Source organism: Pantoea sp. USHLN298 (genome assembly GCF_037149395.1).
In the GTDB taxonomy this organism is placed as follows: Bacteria; Pseudomonadota; Gammaproteobacteria; order Enterobacterales; family Enterobacteriaceae; genus Pantoea; species Pantoea astica.
The window spans coordinates 683,373-701,270 of the sequence record NZ_JBBCRO010000001.1 but is presented as its reverse complement, the minus strand read 5'-3'; the positions used below and the strand labels follow the sequence as shown (position 1 = coordinate 701,270).

Below are 17,898 nucleotides of genomic sequence, written 5' to 3'. Positions count from 1 at the left end.
TTTTTTGTTACTCAGCAACCATTACATGCTGCGGATGTAATCATCCATATCGGTTTTCAGGTTATCGGACTTGGTACCGAAAATCGCCTGAACGCCTGAACCGGCTACCACGACGCCACGCGCGCCAAGGTTTTTCAGTTCGGTCTGGTCCACTTTCGCCACGTCAGCCACGCTGACACGTAAGCGGGTGATACAGGCATCAAGGTTAGTGATGTTCTCTTTACCACCAAATGCTGCAACCAGTTTGCCCGCCATTTCGGTGCCGGTCGCCGTGGACTGCTCGGTGCTGGTCTCTTCACGGCCTGGGGTTTTCAGGTCCAGTTTAGCGATCAGCACGCGGAAGATGGTGTAGTAAATCAGACCGTAGATGATACCGATAATCGGGAACAGCCAGATTTTGCTGCTGTTACCGCTCAGTACGATAAAGTCGATCAGACCGTGCGAGAAGCTGGTACCGTCACGCATTCCGAGCAGAATACAGATTGGGAAAGCCAGACCAGCCAGCAGCGCATGGATTACGTACAGAATCGGCGCAACGAACATGAATGAAAATTCAATCGGTTCGGTGATACCGGTCAGGAACGCAGTCAGCGCAGCGGAGATCATGATACCGCCCACTTTGGCACGGTTTTCAGGCTTCGCGGAGTGCCAGATAGCAATCGCTGCGGCTGGCAGACCATACATTTTGAACAGGAAGCCACCGGAGAGTTTGCCTGCGGTCGGGTCACCTGCCATGTAACGTGGGATATCGCCGTGGAACACCTGACCGGCCGCATTGGTGTATTCACCGATCTGCATCTGGAAAGGAACGTTCCAGATGTGATGCAGACCAAATGGCACCAACGCGCGTTCAATTACGCCATAAATACCAAAGGCGACAACCGGGTTTTGATAGGCAGCCCACTGCGAGAATTCCTGAATCGCGGAACCTATCGGTGGCCAGATAAAGGAGAGCAGCACGCCGAGAATGATAGCTGCCAGACCGGAAATAATCGGCACAAAACGCTTACCGGCAAAGAAGCCCAGATATTCTGGTAGCTTGATGCGGTAAAAGCGATTAAACATGTACGCGGCGATGGAACCGGCGATAATTCCGCCCAGTACCCCGGTATCCGCCAGGTGTTTCGCCTCAATTTCTGCCGCAGGCAGATGCAGCACCAGCGGTGCGACAACCGCCATGGTTTTCACCATGATGCCGTATGCAACCACGCCAGCCAGCGCCGATACACCGTCGTTATTGGTAAAGCCCAGCGCCACACCGATGGCGAAAATCAGCGGCATATTGGCAAACACCGATCCGCCCGCTTCTGCCATCACATGCGAAACCACTGCAGGCAACCAGCTGAAGTTGGCCGAACCGACACCTAACAAAATCCCGGCAATCGGCAGAACCGATACCGGTAGCATGAGCGATTTACCGACCTTTTGCAGGTTGGCAAAAGCATTTTTGAACATAGCGTGAAGCTCCTGAGTATGAGTGCATATTTCGCGCAGTGCGCGTGGTAAAGAGGGAGGATTCTTTACCGGTTGGCGGTATCCGCCTTTTGATTTATTACGAAGGGTAAAATAAATCGCTGTTTGTTACTTTGACGGTTATCACGTTTCGACAATCGCAGCCGTGCACTTTACGAAATATCTTACTGACCCGCACGAATTATCAGCAATAAAACGCTGGTCTTGTCAGGAAAACAAGACCATATGCGCAGATTACAGATTAATTACAGAGTCTGAAATAAACCGCGGACTCAGGCGCCCAGCCGACTCATCGGGATATGGAACAGCTCAGAAAAGTTACGGGTTGTGGTGGCCGCCAGCGTGTCGATATCCACGCCTTTTAGCACCGCCAGGTAATCTGCCACATCACGAGTATAGGCGGGCTGATTCTCTTTGCCACGGTAAGGGACCGGCGCCAGATAAGGCGAATCGGTTTCAACCAGCATCCGATCCAGCGGCACATAGCGGGCCGCCTCACGCAACTGCTCCGCATTACGGAAGGTGACGATGCCGGAAAAAGAAATGTAGAAACCCATATCCAGCAGTTTAGCAGCGGTAGGCTGATCCTCAGTGAAGCAGTGCAGAACACCGCCGCAACGTTCAACCTGCTCTTCACGCAGGATGGCCAGCGTGTCTTCACGCGCATCCCGGGTATGCACAATGATCGGTTTATTCAGGGCAATGCCGGTGCGGATATGCTCGCGGAAAGACGCCTGCTGTTGCGCTTTGGTCTCCTGCTGGTAGTAATAATCCAGACCGGTTTCGCCCAGCGCCACTACCTGTGGATCGGCGGCCAGACGGCGAAACTCCTCGACGTCATAAGCCTCTTCCTGATTAAGTGGATGAACACCACAGGAGAGCGCAATATTCGACCGGTCGCCAACCAGCGCTTTCAGAGTATGAAATCCGGGCAGCGTGGTGGCGATCGCCAGCATAAATTTCACATCGCGCGCCGCCGCTTTGGCGATCACATCGTCCAGGTCGTGATGGTTTTTCTCATAATCCAGGCCATCGAGATGGCAATGGGAATCAACAATAAACATAGTTACTCTCAAAAAGGGTTAGCCGATCAGCGCTGGCTTCATGTTATCAGCCCAGCTCAGCAGCTGGTCGGTCAGCAATAATTCGCGGTTAACCGCCGCCACGTGCAGTAACTGCTCACGACAGCGCATCCAGCCCTGCGCGCTGCTGTTAAGCGCCGTAGGGCTAAAGTGTTCGGCCAGCAGCAGCACCACGTCCTGACGGTCAACGTTACTGAGCCACTGACCCGCATTCTGCTGCCACTTCATCGCATCCAGCAGCAGGGAGAGCAGCCAGCCAATGCGTACCGCCGCGTCATCGGCGTTGAGCACCGGCAACAGCTGCAGAATATCCTGTTGCAGTGCCGCGGGCAGCGCATCGCACAGTTTCTGCCGCGCCTGCCACGGGCCTGCTGCCAGCAGATTCAGTGCTGCTTCAGGCGCACCGGCACTGAGTCGCAGCGCCGCCACCAGCATCGTTTCATCCTGATCTGACTGCTTTTTCAGCCAGTGCAGGCTCTGCCCTTCGTCCGGTGGCGACAGATGCAGCGTCATGCAGCGGCTGCGCAGCGTCGCCAGCAGGCGCGAAGGATCGCGGCTGCTGAGAAAGAACCAGCTATTGGCTGGCGGCTCTTCCAGCGTTTTCAGCAGAGCATTGGCGGCTGCTTCTGAAAGCTGAGCCGCATCGGGCAGCCAGACAATCTTGGCACCGCCCTGCTGACCAAAATGGTACATTTTTTCCGTGACCTGACGCACCGCATCGATGCCCAGAGTATTTTTACCTTTCTCCGCTTCCAGCCGATACCAGTCCGGATGGGTGTTAGCCTGCATCAGCTGACATCCGTGGCACTGACCACAACTTTTCAGTCCGTCAGGCTGCTGGCACATCAGCCAGCGGCTTACGCCCCATACCAGCGCTTCATCGCCCATTCCGGCCATCGCCTGAATTAACAGCGCATGGTGACCGCGACCCTCCTGATGCTGAGCAATCAGCTGGCGGTAGGGCTGATTCAGCCACGGATACCAGTTCATCCCGCCTGCTCCGCCAGCCAGCCCTTGAGAGCGGCCTGAAGTGACACTGTCACTTGCTGCAGCGACTGGGTAGCATCGATGGTCAGAATGGCAGGATCTTCTGCCGCCAGCGCCAGATAACGATCGCGGGTACGTTCAAAAAAGCGCAGCGATTCCTGCTCAATGCGGTCCAGCGCGCCGCGCGCCCGGGCGCGTTGCAGGCCGATATCTGGCGTGACATCAAGATAGAGCGTCAGATCGGGGCGAAAATCGCCCAGCACCGCATCGCGCAGGGTACGCATCAGCTCACTGTCGAGCCCGCGTCCGCCTCCCTGGTAAGCCTGTGAAGAGAGATCGTGACGATCGCCAATCACCCAGGCACCACGGGCCAGCGCCGGTTTGATCACCGTTTCAACCAGCTGCACCCGTGCCGCATAGAGCATCAGCAGTTCCGCTTTATCGGTCACCTGCTCACCTTCAATGCCTTGCTTGACCAGCACCCGCAGCTGCTCCGCCAGCGGCGTTCCACCGGGTTCACGGGTGAAGACCATCTCTTCAATCCCGCGTTCACGCAGCGTGGCGACAATCGCCTCGCGCGCGGTGGTTTTACCAGCGCCTTCCAGGCCCTCAATGACGATAAACTTACTGTTCATTTTTTTCCTTCAGCGTTTGCCGGTAAACCTGCACCGCCCGGTTATGGCTGGCCAGATTGGTGGTAAAGGTATGGCCGCCCTTTCCATCCGCCACAAAATAGAGGTAATTACTCTTTTCCGGGTGAGCCGCCGCCTGCAGCGACGCTTTGCCTGGCATCGCAATCGGGCCTGGCGGCAGACCATTAATGATATAGGTATTGTAATCGGTTGCCGTCTCCAGGTCTTTACGCGTCAGGGTGCCGTTGTAGGCCTGGCCCATGCCATAAATCACCGTAGGATCGGTTTGCAGCCGCATTCCGGTACGCAGCCGGTTGATAAACACCGAAGCGACACGGGCGCGCTCTTCACTGACGGCGGTCTCTTTTTCAATGATCGAGGCCATCGTCACCAGATCCTGTGGTGTTTTATAGGGCAGGTTATCCGCCCTTTCCTGCCAGACCTGATCGATGGTTTTCTTCATCCGCTCGTGGGCGCGCTGCAGAATCGACAGATCGCTGGTGTTGGCGGTATAGAGATAGGTGTCCGGGAAGAAGTTTCCTTCCAGCTGCTGCGGTTCGACCTTCAGCTCACTGGCAAGCGTAGCAAACTGATCATCCTTCAGCGTATGACGGATGTAGGGCGCCTTACGCAGCTCACTCAGCCACTCAGTCAGGCGCTGACCCTCGACAAAGCGCAACGGAAACTGCGCCTCTTTGCCACTGGCCAGCAGCTGTAGCAGCGAACGCACCGTCATGGTTGGCTCCAGGCGGTAAGTCCCGGCTTTAAAGGTCGCCAGTTCCGGCTCAACCTTGAGTAACGCGCCAAACCAGATGCTGTGCGGAATAATGTGTTGACTTTCTAACTGGGCTTCCAGCGCTACCCGGCCGGTACCGGCAGGCAGCGTATAGATCGTTTCCTGGTGCAGGGTTAAGGGAGTGGACGCGAACTGTTTTATCTGCCAGTAACTCAAGGCAGCCGCGACACCCACTATCGCCAGCAGGCTGGCGAGAATTTTCTTACTTCGGCTCATGATGCATCCATTATCTTTTTACAGCTTGCGTACAACTGCTTAAACAGCGTACGTTCAGTAAAGTTCACCGACTCCAGCTGTCGTACCGGCAGAACCGGCATCAGGGCGTTACATATCACGATTTCATCGGCAGCCAGCAACGCGTCAGGCTCACACTGGACAATCCGGCAAGCCTGCCCTGCTGCGGCAAGCTGTGCCATCAGACACCGCCGCATAATGCCATCGACGCCCGCCCAGCGCAGGTCCGGGGTGAAAATCTCCGCGCCCTGTCGCCAGAATAAATTGGCCGCACAGCATTCCACCACCCAACCTTCAGTGTCAAGCACCAGCGCTTCATCGGCGTCTGTCTGGTCAAGATGAGTGCGGATCATCACCTGCTCCAGCCGGTTGAGATGCTTCAGCCCGGCAAACTGCGGATTGCGCGCCAGCCGAATCGGGCTGATCGCCAGCGAGACGCCCAGCTGCTGTAGATCCGCATAGTGTTGCGGCCAGGGCGCCAGAGAGACGATGCGCGTCGGTTCGCCACACCCTTTCCGGCTGTAACCGCGCCCGCCGCTGCCGGCGCTGAGTATCACTTTCAGCACCACCTGCGTCTGCTGCTGTGCCGCCTGGCGCATCTCATTTTCCAGCTGCAGCCAGTCGATCCCGCTGATCAATAGTCGCTCACAGCTCTCTTGCAGACGCTGCATATGACGTTCCAGCAACAGGATTTTGCCGTGCTGCACCGCTGCGGTGGTAAAGCAGCCATCACCAAACTGTAAGCCACGATCGCTGGCCGCCAGCGTTGATTGTTCGATGCCGTTAATCCACATGGTTTTCTCCTGTCGCGGCCGTGACTGACCTCAGCCCTGGCTGAGGGATAATCAGGATAAAAAAAGGCCCGCATCGCGGGCCTTTTCAGTAATCTGAAGCGATTACACTTTACGGAAAATCAATGAACCGTTGGTACCACCGAAGCCAAAGGAGTTACACAGGGTGTACTCCAGGCCGGAAACCTGACGCGCGGTATGCGGCACGAAGTCGAGATCGCAGCCTTCATCCGGGTTGTCGAGGTTAATGGTAGGCGGTACGGCCTGGTCACGCAGCGCCAGAATCGAGTAGATCGATTCCACTGCGCCGGCGGCACCCAGCAGATGCCCGGTCATCGATTTGGTTGAGCTCACCATTACCGTACTGGCGGCTGTCCCGAACACCGATTTCACTGCCCGTGTTTCCGCTTTGTCACCCGCGGGCGTCGACGTGCCGTGCGCGTTGACATAGCCAATCTGCTCTGGCGTCAGCTGAGCATCACGCAGCGCATTGATCATCGCTGCTGCGGCACCCGAGCCATCTTCCGGCGGCGACGTCATATGATAGGCATCGCTGCTCATACCAAAGCCGACAATTTCCGCATAGATTTTTGCGCCGCGTTTCTTAGCATGTTCGTACTCTTCGAGTACCACAATACCGGCACCGTCACCCAGTACGAAACCGTCACGATCTTTATCCCATGGGCGGCTGGCTGCCTGCGGGTTATCGTTACGGGTTGAGAGCGCACGCGCAGCCCCGAATCCGCCAACACCTAACGGCGTACTGGCTTTTTCAGCGCCACCTGCCAGCATCACATCAGCATCGTCATAGGCGATGATACGGGCCGCATGACCAATGTTATGCACGCCAGAGGTACAGGCAGTGGCAATAGAGATGCTGGGACCTTTCAGGCCATACATGATGGTAAGATGACCCGCCACCATGTTGACGATGGTTGAAGGCACAAAAAACGGGCTGATTTTACGCGGACCGCCGTTGACCAGTGAAGTATGATTATCTTCAATCAGACCTAAACCACCGATGCCGGAACCAATCGCTGCGCCCATGCGGCCTGCATTTTCGTCGGTCACAACCAGACCGCTGTCCTGCATCGCCTGCATACCGGCAACAATGCCGTATTGGATGAAGTCATCCATCTTGCGCTGATCTTTGCGCGAGATGTAGTCATCACAATTAAAACCTCTTACCAGACCTGCAAAACGTGTTGCATACGCACTGGTATCAAAATGGTCGATCAGGTTAATGCCGCTCTGACCGGCAAGGAGAGCACTCCAGGTAGACTCTACGGTATTGCCGACAGGAGACAACATGCCAAGACCGGTCACAACTACACGACGCTTAGACACGTTCGTCCTCCAGGGAGGGGAAATAGGGAACTATGTGGGACAAACATAAAAATCAGGCGGTCGAGCGACCGCCTGAAGATATTCATTAGCCTTTGTGGCTATTGATGTAGTCGATCGCTGCCTGAACGGTAGTGATTTTCTCAGCTTCTTCGTCTGGAATTTCAGTATCAAACTCTTCTTCCAGAGCCATTACCAGCTCAACGGTATCAAGAGAATCGGCACCCAGGTCTTCTACGAAAGATGCAGAGTTGGTCACTTCTTCCTCTTTCACACCCAGCTGCTCACTGATGATTTTCTTAACGCGTTGTTCGATATCGCTCATACTATTTAATTTCCTATCAAAACTCGCTTTCGCGATGGTTTTCGTAGTGTATAAAATGGTGAAAAAGATGCAACAAAATCCCGGCTGGTCGAACCACGATTTTACGCTATTTTGCGGTTTTAACCGCAAATAATGCAAATGATTTCGTGATTTATCAGACCATGTACATGCCGCCATTGACGTGCAGCGTTTCACCTGTGATGTAGGCTGCTTCGTCAGAGGCTAAGAATGCCACAGCATTGGCGATTTCCTGCGCTTCGCCTAAACGACCCGCAGGGACTTCCGCCAAAATTCCGGAACGTTGATCTTCGTTCAGTGCCCGCGTCATGTCTGTCTCAATAAAACCTGGAGCCACGACGTTGACGGTAATGCCACGTGACGCGATTTCGCGCGCCAGTGATTTGCTAAAGCCAATTAAACCCGCTTTTGCTGCCGCGTAGTTTGCCTGACCCGCGTTACCCATAGTTCCAACAACGGAACCGATGGTGATGATACGGCCCACGCGCTTTTTCATCATGGCACGCAATACCGCCTTAGAAAGGCGGAAGACAGAAGTGAGGTTGGTATCGAGGATATCCTGCCACTCATCGTCCTTCATGCGCATGAGAAGATTATCACGCGTAATGCCTGCATTATTGACTAAAATATCCACTTCGCCAAATTCTGCGCGAATATTCTCTAAAACAGTCTCGATTGATGCAGCGTCAGTCACGTTCAGTAACAGGCCTTTGCCCTTGTCGCCAAGGTAAGCACTGATGGCGTCGGCGCCACTCTGGCTGGTCGCGGTGCCTACCACTTTAGCGCCTTTTGCCGCCAGCGTCTCTGCAATCGCACGACCAATGCCGCGACTCGCGCCGGTGACCAGCGCAACTTTACCTTCAAAGCTCATGATTTTCCTCTTATTCCTTTCCGAGTGCAGCCGTCAGTGATGCACTGTCGTTGACGGCAGCCGCTGTCAGGCTATCCACAATGCGTTTGGTCAGACCGGTCAGCACTTTGCCTGGACCGATCTCCAGCAGTTGAGTCACGCCCTGTGCCGCCATCGCTTCCACGCTTTCAGTCCAGCGAACCGGGCTGTAAAGCTGGCGAACCAGCGCATGACGAATCGCGCCAGCGTCAGTTTCCGCTTTCACATCGACGTTATTAATCACCGGTACGGCAGGCGTATTGAAGGTGATGGACTCAAGCGCAACGGCCAGTTTGTCGGCTGCAGGCTTCATCAGCGCGCAGTGTGAAGGGACGCTGACCGGTAACGGCAGCGCACGTTTAGCACCGGCAGCTTTACAGGCCGCGCCAGCACGCTCTACCGCTTCTTTGTTACCGGCGATGACCACCTGACCTGGCGAGTTAAAGTTAACCGGCGAGACCACCTGCCCTTGTGCACTCTCTTCACAGGCTTTGCGAATGGACGCATCATCCAGGCCGATAATCGCCTGCATCGCGCCCGTGCCTTCCGGCACCGCTTCCTGCATCAGTTTGCCACGCAGCTCAACCAGCTTGATCGCATCGGCAAAATCGAGCACACCCGCACAGACCAGCGCGGAATACTCACCCAGGCTGTGACCGGCCATCATTGACGGCTGTTCACCGCCCTGCTGCTGCCAGACACGATAGATAGCGACCGAAGCGGCTAATAGCGCAGGCTGAGTCTGCCACGTTTTATTCAACTCTTCAGCCGGACCCTGGCTGACTAACTGCCATAAGTCATATCCCAGTGCCGCAGAGGCTTCGCGGAAAGTCTCTTCCACCTGCGGCCAGGCAGCGGCTAAATCTGCCAGCATACCGACCGTCTGTGAACCCTGGCCTGGGAAAACAAAAGCAAATTTCGTCATCTTACGTTCCTGTCAATCAAAAGCGAACCAGTGCAGAACCCCAGGTGAATCCACCACCAAAGGCTTCCAGCAAAATAAGGTGTCCGGGTTTGATGCGGCCATCACGGACCGCTTCATCCAGTGCGCTTGGCACCGATGCGGCAGAAGTATTGCCGTGGCGATCCAGGGTAACCACGACTTTATCCATGGTCATCCCCAGTTTTTTCGCCGTCGCGCTGATAATGCGCAGGTTGGCCTGATGTGGCACCAGCCAGTCCAGCATTTCGCGATCGAGGTTGTTCGCCTGCAGGGTTTCATCAACGATGTGCGCCAGCTCGGTAACCGCCACTTTGAACACTTCGTTGCCGGCCATTGTCACGTAGGCAGGTTTATCCTGATGGGCGCGATCCTGATAAGGCAGAGTCAGCAACTGAGCATAACGACCATCGGCGTGCAGATGGGTGGAGATAATCCCCTGCTCTTCGCTTGGGCCAAGCACTACCGCACCTGCGCCGTCACCAAACAGAATGATGGTGCCACGATCTTCGGGATCGAGCGCGCGCGCCAGCACGTCAGCGCCGATTACCAGTGCATGCTTCACCGCGCCATTTTTAATGTACTGATCGGCCACGCTCAGGGCGTAGGTAAAGCCCGCACAGGCGGCAGCAAGGTCAAACGCCGCGCAGTCTTTGATCTCCAGCATTTGCTGGATCATGCAGGCGGAGCTGGGGAAGGCATGACTGGAAGAAGTTGTGGCGACAATAATCAGCCCAACATCGTTCGCTTCAACGCCGGCCATTTCAAGGGCGCGTTGAGCCGCGCTGAATCCCATGGTGGCGACCGTCTCGTCAGGCGCAGCAATACGGCGCTCACGGATGCCGGTGCGGGTGACAATCCACTCGTCCGACGTCTCCACCATTTTTTCCAGATCGGCATTGGTGCGAACCTGGCTAGGCAAATAACTGCCCGTACCGATAATTTTGGTATACATCTAGGCTTTGTCACTCCTGGCTAATACAGCATCAAGGCGCGCAGCAATTCGTTCGGGAACCTGCTGCCGCACCGCCTGCTCTGCCTGTTCGATCGCCACGGCAAAGGCATGTTGATTTGCTGCACCGTGGCTCTTGATCACTGTTCCGCGCAATCCTAACAGACAAGCGCCATTGTACTGGTCTGGGTTGAGATGCCCGAAGCGCTTCGCCAGACGTTTCTGAATCCAGCGTCCCAGCAACCTCAGCCACCATGACCGTTTTTTGCCTTCCCCTGACGACTTCAGCAGGGAAAGAAACATTCTTACCACGCCTTCCATGGTCTTCAGCGTGACATTACCGACAAACCCGTCACAGACCATCACATCCGTTTTACCGGTGAGTAGCTCATTACCTTCAAGGTAACCAATATAGTTGATCTGCGGTGATTCTCGCAGGATTACCGCTGCGTCGCGAATGGTTTCCAGCCCTTTGGTCTCTTCGTGACCAATATTGAGCAGTGCGACACGGGGCCGTGCAATGCCGAGGACATGCTCCGCCATCACCGATCCCATCACCGCAAACTGAACCAGCATCGCGCTGTCTGAACCGACGTTGGCGCCCAGATCCAGCACCACCGTTTTACCCTGCTGCTGGTGCGGTAACACGGACATCAGCGCCGGGCGTTTAATACCGTCCAGCGGCCTGAGCATCAGCGTGGCCAGCCCCATCAGCGCGCCGGTATTTCCTGCGCTGACGCAGGCCTGCGCACGTCCCTCTTTCACCATCTCCAGCGCCACACGCATTGAGCTGCCGCGACTGTTTCGGATGGCCTGAGCGGGCCGCGCATCACTTGCAATAACCGATTCGGCAGGAATCACCTGCAAACGCCCCAGTAAGGAGGAATCCGCTTTGGCAAGCAATGGCGTGAGGATGTCGGGATTACCGACCAGAAGAAGGAACAGCTGCGAATGAGAGGCCAGTGCCTGCAATGCTGCAGGCACTGTCACGCAAGGACCGAAGTCCCCGCCCATGGCATCAATAGCCAGGGTCAAACGTGTCAAGGTATCGCCTTGCTAAGCAAGAAACTTACTTAACGATAACCTTGCGACCGCGGTAGTAACCATCCGCAGTAATGTGGTGACGCAGATGAGTTTCGCCAGAAACTTTATCTACTGACAGAGCAGCAGTGGTCAGCGCATCGTGCGAACGACGCATACCACGCTTAGAACGGGTGGGTTTATTCTGTTGTACGGCCATGGACCTTACTCCTATTACTTACGCTTTAAACTGGCTAATACGGCAAATGGATTTGGTTTCTCCGCCTCTGCAGGCAGTTTGCCAAAGACCATGTCCGCCTCGGACACTTCACAGTGTTCAGAATCATGTACCGGAACGACCGGCAGCGCGAGAATGATTTCATCCTCGACAACTGCCAGCAGATCGATCTCACCAAACTCGTTGACATCGACCGGCTCGTACGCTTCCGGCAATGCCTCGGCCTGCTCTTCAGAAGAGACAGGACTGAAGCAATAACTTACGTGTACATGATGAGGAAAGGTCTGGTTGCAGCGCTGACAACGCAACGTCACTTGTACTTCAGCTGTACCCGTCAGTACCGCCAGACGTTGACTGTCAACCGCAAACGACATGGCACAATCCACATCACTGTCCACACTAACTACTGACTCGGCCACGCGCTCCACCTGTACAGATGTGTAGACACCTTGATAATCAAGGCGTTTTTGAGCGGTGCGGACCGGGTCCAGCGTCAGGGGTAATTTTACCTTTTGCATAGGGCGCGCATATTAACTTTGTAATGTCATAGAGTCAAAGAAAAAGGCCGTTAAACAGCATCTTTCAACCACTATTCGCATCCAGTGCGGCGCACAGTTTAAAATGACTGTCACCAATTCGCTATCACTATTGAAAAAAAATGACCACATCGATTCTTTTAGCTTCCACCTCGCCTTTTCGCAAGGCGTTATTAGACAAGCTGGGCCTGCCCTTTATCACCGCCGCCCCCGAGGTGGATGAAACCCCGCAGCCCGGTGAAACCGCGGAAGTGCTGGTCTCACGCCTTGCGGTCGCGAAAGCAAAAGCGCTGGCTCAGGCCTACCCCGATCACTGGATCATCGGCTCCGATCAGGTCTGCGTGCTGAACGGGATGATTACCGGTAAACCGCACACCGTGGAGAATGCCCGGGCGCAGCTACGCGCCGCCAGCGGCAACCGCATCACCTTCTATACTGGTCTGGCGCTTTTTCACCCCGCCAGTCAGCAACTGATGCAATGTTGTGAGCCTTTTGTGGTGCACTTTCGTGATCTTAGCGAAGCGGAGATCGCTGCCTATATAGAGAAGGAACAGCCGCTGTACTGTGCCGGCAGTTTCAAAAGTGAAGGCCTGGGGATTTGTCTGTTTGATCGGTTAGAGGGACGCGATCCCAATACGCTGGTGGGACTGCCGCTGATCGCGCTCAACGGCATGTTACGGCAAGCCGGCATCAATCCGCTGTCGGCGTGATGCCAGCGCGCAATTACGCTTTTAGCTGACGTAGCCGGAGCAGGCACTGCTTCAGGCCGTCATCCAGCGGTGCTTCCACCCGCATCACTTCGCCGGTGCCGGGATGAGTAAAGGTGAGCGCTGCAGCGTGCAGGAACAGCCGCTTTAAGCCGGTTGAGGCCAGCTGGCTGTCGAACTCACGCTCCCCGTAGCGATCGTCGAAAGCAATCGGGTGGCCAGCATGGAGAGTATGGACGCGGATCTGGTGCGTACGCCCGGTCACCGGGCTGGCTTTAATCAGCGTGGCAAACTCAAAACGCTCTTCTACTTTAAAGCGGGTTTCTGACGGTTTCCCTTCGCTGCTGACGCGCACGATACGTTCGCCGCTCTGCAGAATATTTTTCAGTAGCGGCGCCTGCACCACTTTCAGGTGTGAAGGCCAGTTACCGCGCACCAGCGCCAGGTAATCTTTCTGCATCCCCTTTTCGCGCAGCTGTTCATGCAGAGAACGCAGCGCCGAGCGCTTCTTCGCCACCAGTAAAATGCCGGAGGTATCACGATCCAGCCGATGAACCAGCTCCAGGAAGCGCGCTTCGGGCCGCAAGGCACGTAATCCCTCGATGACTCCGAAGCTCAGCCCGCTACCGCCGTGCACTGCGGTGCCGGACGGCTTATTCATCACCAGCAGGGATTCATCTTCATACAGGATGGCATCGGCCAGCGAGGCGACTTTAGCCAGCTTCGGTGAGACGGCATCCTCATCGCGCTCGGCGACCCGCACCGGCGGAATACGGATCTCATCACCCGCCTCAAGCTTGTACTCCGGCTTGACGCGCTTTTTATTCACCCGCACCTCGCCTTTACGTACGATGCGATAAATCATGCTTTTCGGCACACCTTTCAGTTGGGTGCGCAAAAAGTTATCAATGCGTTGTCCGGCATTTTCAGCCGTGATGGCGACAAATTGTACGCCCGGATTCTCTGTTTTCATGGCGGCGATTCTAAATAGTGTCCCCTGATAGCGCCACCCCTTTTTCTGTGCTTAACTCTGGGGTTAGTGTCGCGATAAGCGGCCCGGCTGCTGGCTTTTTCAACAACCTGGCGCTTGACCCGATATATTATGGTGCTAAATGTAAAGAAACTTCACAAGCTGGCTAAAGTCGCCTTGCTATATGAAGGTTAGCAATGGAATAATGCTTAAGTTTCTTACCTGAAGGGTTTCAGGGCAGAAAAAGAGCGAAATTGTCATTTTGCCGGATCGAGCAGACACGCAGCAATGGCGTAAGACGTAATGCGAAATCAGGCACTTAGCGGGCTGCGGGTTGCGGCCTGGACAGCAGTATGGAGTGCACGGGTTTTTTATTTCTCTCAGGCATTTCCACTATCTGGTGCTGTTTTCCCTTATGAAAAACAGGCCACCGACGTTATTTGCGCCCCTCGCGCGGTCGACAGCCGTGAGGCTGACGACATTGCACTAAGTCACGGGGCCATCGGTTGATACTCGTCCAGGGTAACTATGCCCGCAGCTGTAATCACTCATGAAAGAATAACGAGTAAGTCACGATGAAAAGAATGTTAATAAACGCAACTCAGCAGGAGGAGTTGCGCGTTGCCCTGGTTGACGGTCAGCGTCTGTACGATCTGGATATCGAAAGCCCAGGACACGAACAGAAAAAAGCCAACATTTACAAAGGTAAAATCACTCGCATTGAACCCAGCCTTGAAGCTGCGTTTGTCGATTATGGCGCAGAGCGTCACGGTTTCCTCCCTTTAAAAGAAATCTCCCGCGAATATTTCCCCTCCAGCTACAACGCGCATGGTCGTCCGAATATCAAAGACGTGCTGCGTGAAGGTCAGGAAGTCATTGTTCAGATCGATAAAGAAGAACGCGGTAATAAAGGCGCTGCGCTGACCACCTTTATCTCTCTGGCGGGCAGCTATCTGGTACTGATGCCGAACAACCCACGTGCAGGCGGTATCTCCCGTCGCATCGAAGGTGACGATCGTACCGAACTGAAAGAAGCCCTGTCGGCGCTGGAACTGCCGGAAGGCATGGGATTGATCGTCCGCACCGCCGGTGTCGGTAAATCTGCCGAATCGCTGCAGTGGGATCTGAGCTTCCGTCTGAAACACTGGGAAGCGATTAAAAAAGCCGCTGAAAACCGTCCGGCGCCGTTCCTGATTCATCAGGAAAGCAACGTCATCGTTCGTGCATTCCGCGACTATCTGCGCCAGGACATCGGCGAAATCCTGATTGATAATCCGAAAGTACTGGAACTGGCGCGTCAGCATATCGCTGCGCTGGGCCGTCCGGATTTCAGCAGCAAAATTAAGCTATACACCGGTGAAATCCCGCTGTTCAGCCACTATCAGATCGAATCGCAAATCGAATCCGCTTTCCAGCGTGAAGTCCGCCTGCCTTCCGGCGGCTCGATTGTGATCGATAGCACCGAAGCGTTAACCGCAATTGATATCAACTCAGCACGCGCTACGCGCGGCGGCGATATCGAAGAGACAGCGTTTAACACTAACCTTGAAGCGGCAGACGAGATTGCCCGTCAGCTGCGTCTGCGTGACCTCGGCGGCCTGATCGTTATCGACTTTATCGATATGACACCGGTCCGCCATCAGCGCGCGGTAGAAAATCGTCTGCGTGAAGCGGTGCGTCAGGACCGTGCGCGTATCCAGATTAGCCACATTTCTCGCTTCGGCCTGCTGGAGATGTCACGCCAGCGTCTGAGCCCGTCGTTAGGTGAATCAAGCCATCACGTCTGCCCACGCTGTAGCGGCACCGGCACCATTCGTGATAACGAATCACTGGCGCTGTCGATCCTGCGTCTGATTGAAGAAGAAGCGCTGAAAGATAACACCAAAGAAGTGCACGCCATCGTGCCAGTTCAGGTGGCCTCTTACCTGCTGAATGAGAAGCGTGAAGCGGTCAATGCCATTGAAAAACGCCAGGGCGGCGTGCGGGCCATCATTGTTCCCGATGACAAGATGCAAACCCCACACTATTCCGTGCTGCGCGTGCGTAAAGGTGAAGAGACCCAGACGCTGAGCTACCATCTGCCGAAGCTGCATGAAGCTGAAATGGCGCTGCCATCGGAAGAGGAGCACGGCGAACGTCGTCGTCCTGAGCAGCCAGCGCTGGCGGCCTTTGTCATGCCTGATGCGCCTCCTGCACCGGTTGAAGTTGCACCCGAAGCGCCACGCGCTGAAGCGCAACCGGCAGCGAAAGCGCCAACCGTCGCGGCACCAGCAACCGTCAGCACCGGCTTCCTTGGCCGCCTGTTCGGTGGGCTGAAGAAAATGTTCGGTGGCGAAGACGCCCCTGCGGCAACGCCAGCTACGCCTGAAGTTGCAGAACCGAAGAAAGCGCCGGAAAGCGAAGAAGAGAACGCAAATCAGCGCGGCGATCGTCGCAACAACAACCGTCGCAATAACAACCGTCGTGAGCGTACGCCGCGTAACGGTGAAAATGGTCAGGCACGTGAAAGCCGCGAACCGCGTGAGCCGCGTGAAAGCCGTGAACCACGCGAGAGCCGCGAGCCGCGCGAAAACCGTGAGCCACGTGAAGGCAATGATAACCGTCGCAACAAGCGTCAGTCTCAGCCTAACGAGGTGCGTGAAGAGCGTCCGGCACTGAGCGAAGAAGCCCGTCAGCAGCGCGACGAGCAGCAGCAACAGCGTCGTGAGCAACGTGCTGAACGTCAGCGTCGTCGTCAGGAAGAGAAACGCGCCCAGCAGGAAGCCGCGAAAGCTGCCGAGCAGCCAGTGGTTGCCGAGGCTGTAGCTGAAACCCCTGAAGCGCAGGATGACGAACGCGTGCAGGTGATGCCGCGTCGTAAGCCGCGTCAGCTGAGCCAGAAAGTCCGCGTTGATGATAATCGTCAGCCACTGCCTGCAGAAGCCACGGATATTGCCGTGCCGACTGAAGCGCGTGCGGTACCGCAACCAGCGGCCGACGTACTGCCAACCGAAGCCCCACAGATCGAAGAGCAGGATGATAACGACAGCCGTGATAACGCCAATATGCCGCGTCGCTCACGCCGTTCGCCACGTCATCTGCGCGTCAGCGGTCAGCGTCGTCGTCGTTATCGTGATGAGCGTTACCCAACCCAGTCAGCCATGCCTCTGGCGGCTGCAGCCGCGTCGCCAGAAATGGCCTCCGGTAAAGTGTGGGTACGCTATCCGGTCAGCCAGGCCAGCGAAGAGCAGGTAGTGCAGGATGCCGTTCAGGAAACGCCAGATTACAGCCGTGAAGAGACCGCAGGTGCCATTGCACTGCCGGTTGCTGCTGCGGTTGAATCAGATGCGTCACAGGACGCACCCGTGCAGCAGGCTGAACCGCAGGCCGAAACGCCGGTGCCGGTGGTGAACACTGACGATACCCGTGCGATCGATGCACCGGTTGATCATCAGCCGTCTGTGATCCCAGCCGCGGCTGAAGCGATCGCTGAAACCATCGCTGCTCAGGCACAGCCTGCTGAGCCGGTAAGCGAAATGCCGGATGCTGCACAGAGTGATGAAGCGGCACAGCCCGCAGAGATGGCTCAGCAGGCACCGGTCGAAGTCAGCCGTGAAACTGAAGCACAGGTAGAAGAAGTGCTGAATGCCCCGATCGCAGCCGACGCTGAGACGGTGTTAAGCACTGAGCCTCATGCACCTGTCGCGGCACGTGACGTTGAACCTGCACCGGTGGCAGCATCGCCAGCGCCGGTTGTCGCCGCTGAGCCGGTTGCCGCTGCTGAGCCTGCCGTCGCCGCAGATGTCACCCGCTGGAAGCACTTCGCTTCTGCGCCAATGACCAAAGCGCCTGCGCCGGTCTGGCAGCCAGAACCGGCACGTCACAGCGACTGGGTACGTTCTCCGTACCAGTTCGATGGACGTGGTTCTGCTGGCGGTCACGCGGCTACCCATCAGGCCACGGCACCAGCGACTAAGCCATAACG

The 17,898-nt window shown here is 55.9% G+C and carries 17 protein-coding genes; 2 read left to right on the top strand and 15 right to left on the bottom strand.

Going from position 1 to position 17,898, the window contains the following annotated elements; genetic code table 11:
- Positions 1–21: 21 nt before the first annotated feature.
- From ptsG to yceD, 14 genes are all read right to left on the bottom strand, one after another.
- Entirely contained in the window at positions 22–1,455 is a 1,434-nt protein-coding gene (ptsG, locus tag WFK59_RS03430) for a PTS glucose transporter subunit IIBC (protein ID WP_336755004.1), read from the bottom strand.
- Between the two features lie 290 nt (positions 1,456–1,745).
- Positions 1,746–2,537 carry a metal-dependent hydrolase gene (locus WFK59_RS03425; RefSeq protein WP_233984623.1) on the bottom strand — a complete coding sequence of 264 codons (792 nt, stop codon included), beginning with the start codon at positions 2,535–2,537 and terminating at the stop codon, positions 1,746–1,748.
- 18 nt (positions 2,538–2,555) lie between these two features.
- On the bottom strand, positions 2,556–3,545 hold the full coding sequence (gene holB, locus WFK59_RS03420; RefSeq protein WP_336755003.1) for a DNA polymerase III subunit delta': 990 nt from the start codon (positions 3,543–3,545) through the stop codon (positions 2,556–2,558).
- Positions 3,542–4,177, bottom strand: coding sequence for a dTMP kinase (gene tmk, locus WFK59_RS03415; RefSeq protein WP_336755002.1), 636 nt, complete (start codon positions 4,175–4,177; stop codon positions 3,542–3,544). Before tmk ends, holB begins: the two co-directional genes overlap by 4 nt.
- A complete protein-coding gene (gene mltG / locus WFK59_RS03410; protein ID WP_336755001.1) occupies positions 4,167–5,186 on the bottom strand; it encodes an endolytic transglycosylase MltG in 1,020 nt (339 codons plus the stop codon). The genes tmk and mltG overlap by 11 nt, the downstream gene beginning before the upstream one ends.
- Positions 5,183–5,998, bottom strand: a complete 816-nt coding sequence (pabC, locus tag WFK59_RS03405; RefSeq protein WP_336755000.1) for an aminodeoxychorismate lyase — start codon at positions 5,996–5,998, stop codon at positions 5,183–5,185. The genes mltG and pabC overlap by 4 nt, the downstream gene beginning before the upstream one ends.
- A gap of 102 nt (positions 5,999–6,100) precedes the next feature.
- Positions 6,101–7,342, bottom strand: a complete 1,242-nt coding sequence (gene fabF, locus WFK59_RS03400) for a beta-ketoacyl-ACP synthase II (protein WP_233984628.1) — start codon at positions 7,340–7,342, stop codon at positions 6,101–6,103.
- Between the two features lie 85 nt (positions 7,343–7,427).
- The gene (gene acpP, locus WFK59_RS03395) at positions 7,428–7,664 is read right to left on the bottom strand and encodes an acyl carrier protein (protein WP_003849865.1); all 237 of its coding nucleotides are present in this window, start codon (positions 7,662–7,664) and stop codon (positions 7,428–7,430) included.
- Between the two features lie 154 nt (positions 7,665–7,818).
- Positions 7,819–8,553 carry a 3-oxoacyl-ACP reductase FabG gene (gene fabG / locus WFK59_RS03390; RefSeq protein WP_094120390.1) on the bottom strand — a complete coding sequence of 245 codons (735 nt, stop codon included), beginning with the start codon at positions 8,551–8,553 and terminating at the stop codon, positions 7,819–7,821.
- A gap of 10 nt (positions 8,554–8,563) precedes the next feature.
- Positions 8,564–9,496: an ACP S-malonyltransferase gene (gene fabD, locus WFK59_RS03385; RefSeq protein WP_233984629.1), complete on the bottom strand. Its 933-nt coding sequence runs from the start codon at positions 9,494–9,496 to the stop codon at positions 8,564–8,566.
- 16 nt (positions 9,497–9,512) lie between these two features.
- Positions 9,513–10,466, bottom strand: coding sequence for a beta-ketoacyl-ACP synthase III (locus WFK59_RS03380; RefSeq protein ID WP_094120388.1), 954 nt, complete (start codon positions 10,464–10,466; stop codon positions 9,513–9,515).
- Positions 10,467–11,507: a phosphate acyltransferase PlsX gene (gene plsX, locus WFK59_RS03375; RefSeq protein WP_233984630.1), complete on the bottom strand. Its 1,041-nt coding sequence runs from the start codon at positions 11,505–11,507 to the stop codon at positions 10,467–10,469.
- Between the two features lie 25 nt (positions 11,508–11,532).
- On the bottom strand, positions 11,533–11,703 hold the full coding sequence (rpmF, locus tag WFK59_RS03370; protein WP_003849870.1) for a 50S ribosomal protein L32: 171 nt from the start codon (positions 11,701–11,703) through the stop codon (positions 11,533–11,535).
- A 14-nt stretch (positions 11,704–11,717) separates the two neighbouring features.
- Positions 11,718–12,239 carry a 23S rRNA accumulation protein YceD gene (yceD, locus tag WFK59_RS03365; protein ID WP_094120386.1) on the bottom strand — a complete coding sequence of 174 codons (522 nt, stop codon included), beginning with the start codon at positions 12,237–12,239 and terminating at the stop codon, positions 11,718–11,720.
- A 140-nt stretch (positions 12,240–12,379) separates the two neighbouring features.
- Between yceD and WFK59_RS03360 the strand changes: the two genes are divergently transcribed.
- On the top strand, positions 12,380–12,967 hold the full coding sequence (locus tag WFK59_RS03360; RefSeq protein ID WP_233984631.1) for a Maf family protein: 588 nt from the start codon (positions 12,380–12,382) through the stop codon (positions 12,965–12,967).
- A 13-nt stretch (positions 12,968–12,980) separates the two neighbouring features.
- Here WFK59_RS03360 and rluC read toward each other — a convergent pair whose 3' ends face one another.
- Positions 12,981–13,937 carry a 23S rRNA pseudouridine(955/2504/2580) synthase RluC gene (gene rluC, locus WFK59_RS03355; RefSeq protein ID WP_336754999.1) on the bottom strand — a complete coding sequence of 319 codons (957 nt, stop codon included), beginning with the start codon at positions 13,935–13,937 and terminating at the stop codon, positions 12,981–12,983.
- Between the two features lie 572 nt (positions 13,938–14,509).
- Here rluC and rne point away from each other — a divergent pair.
- The gene (rne, locus tag WFK59_RS03350) at positions 14,510–17,896 is read left to right on the top strand and encodes a ribonuclease E (RefSeq protein WP_336754998.1); all 3,387 of its coding nucleotides are present in this window, start codon (positions 14,510–14,512) and stop codon (positions 17,894–17,896) included.
- The last annotated feature ends 2 nt before the right edge of the window (positions 17,897–17,898 follow it).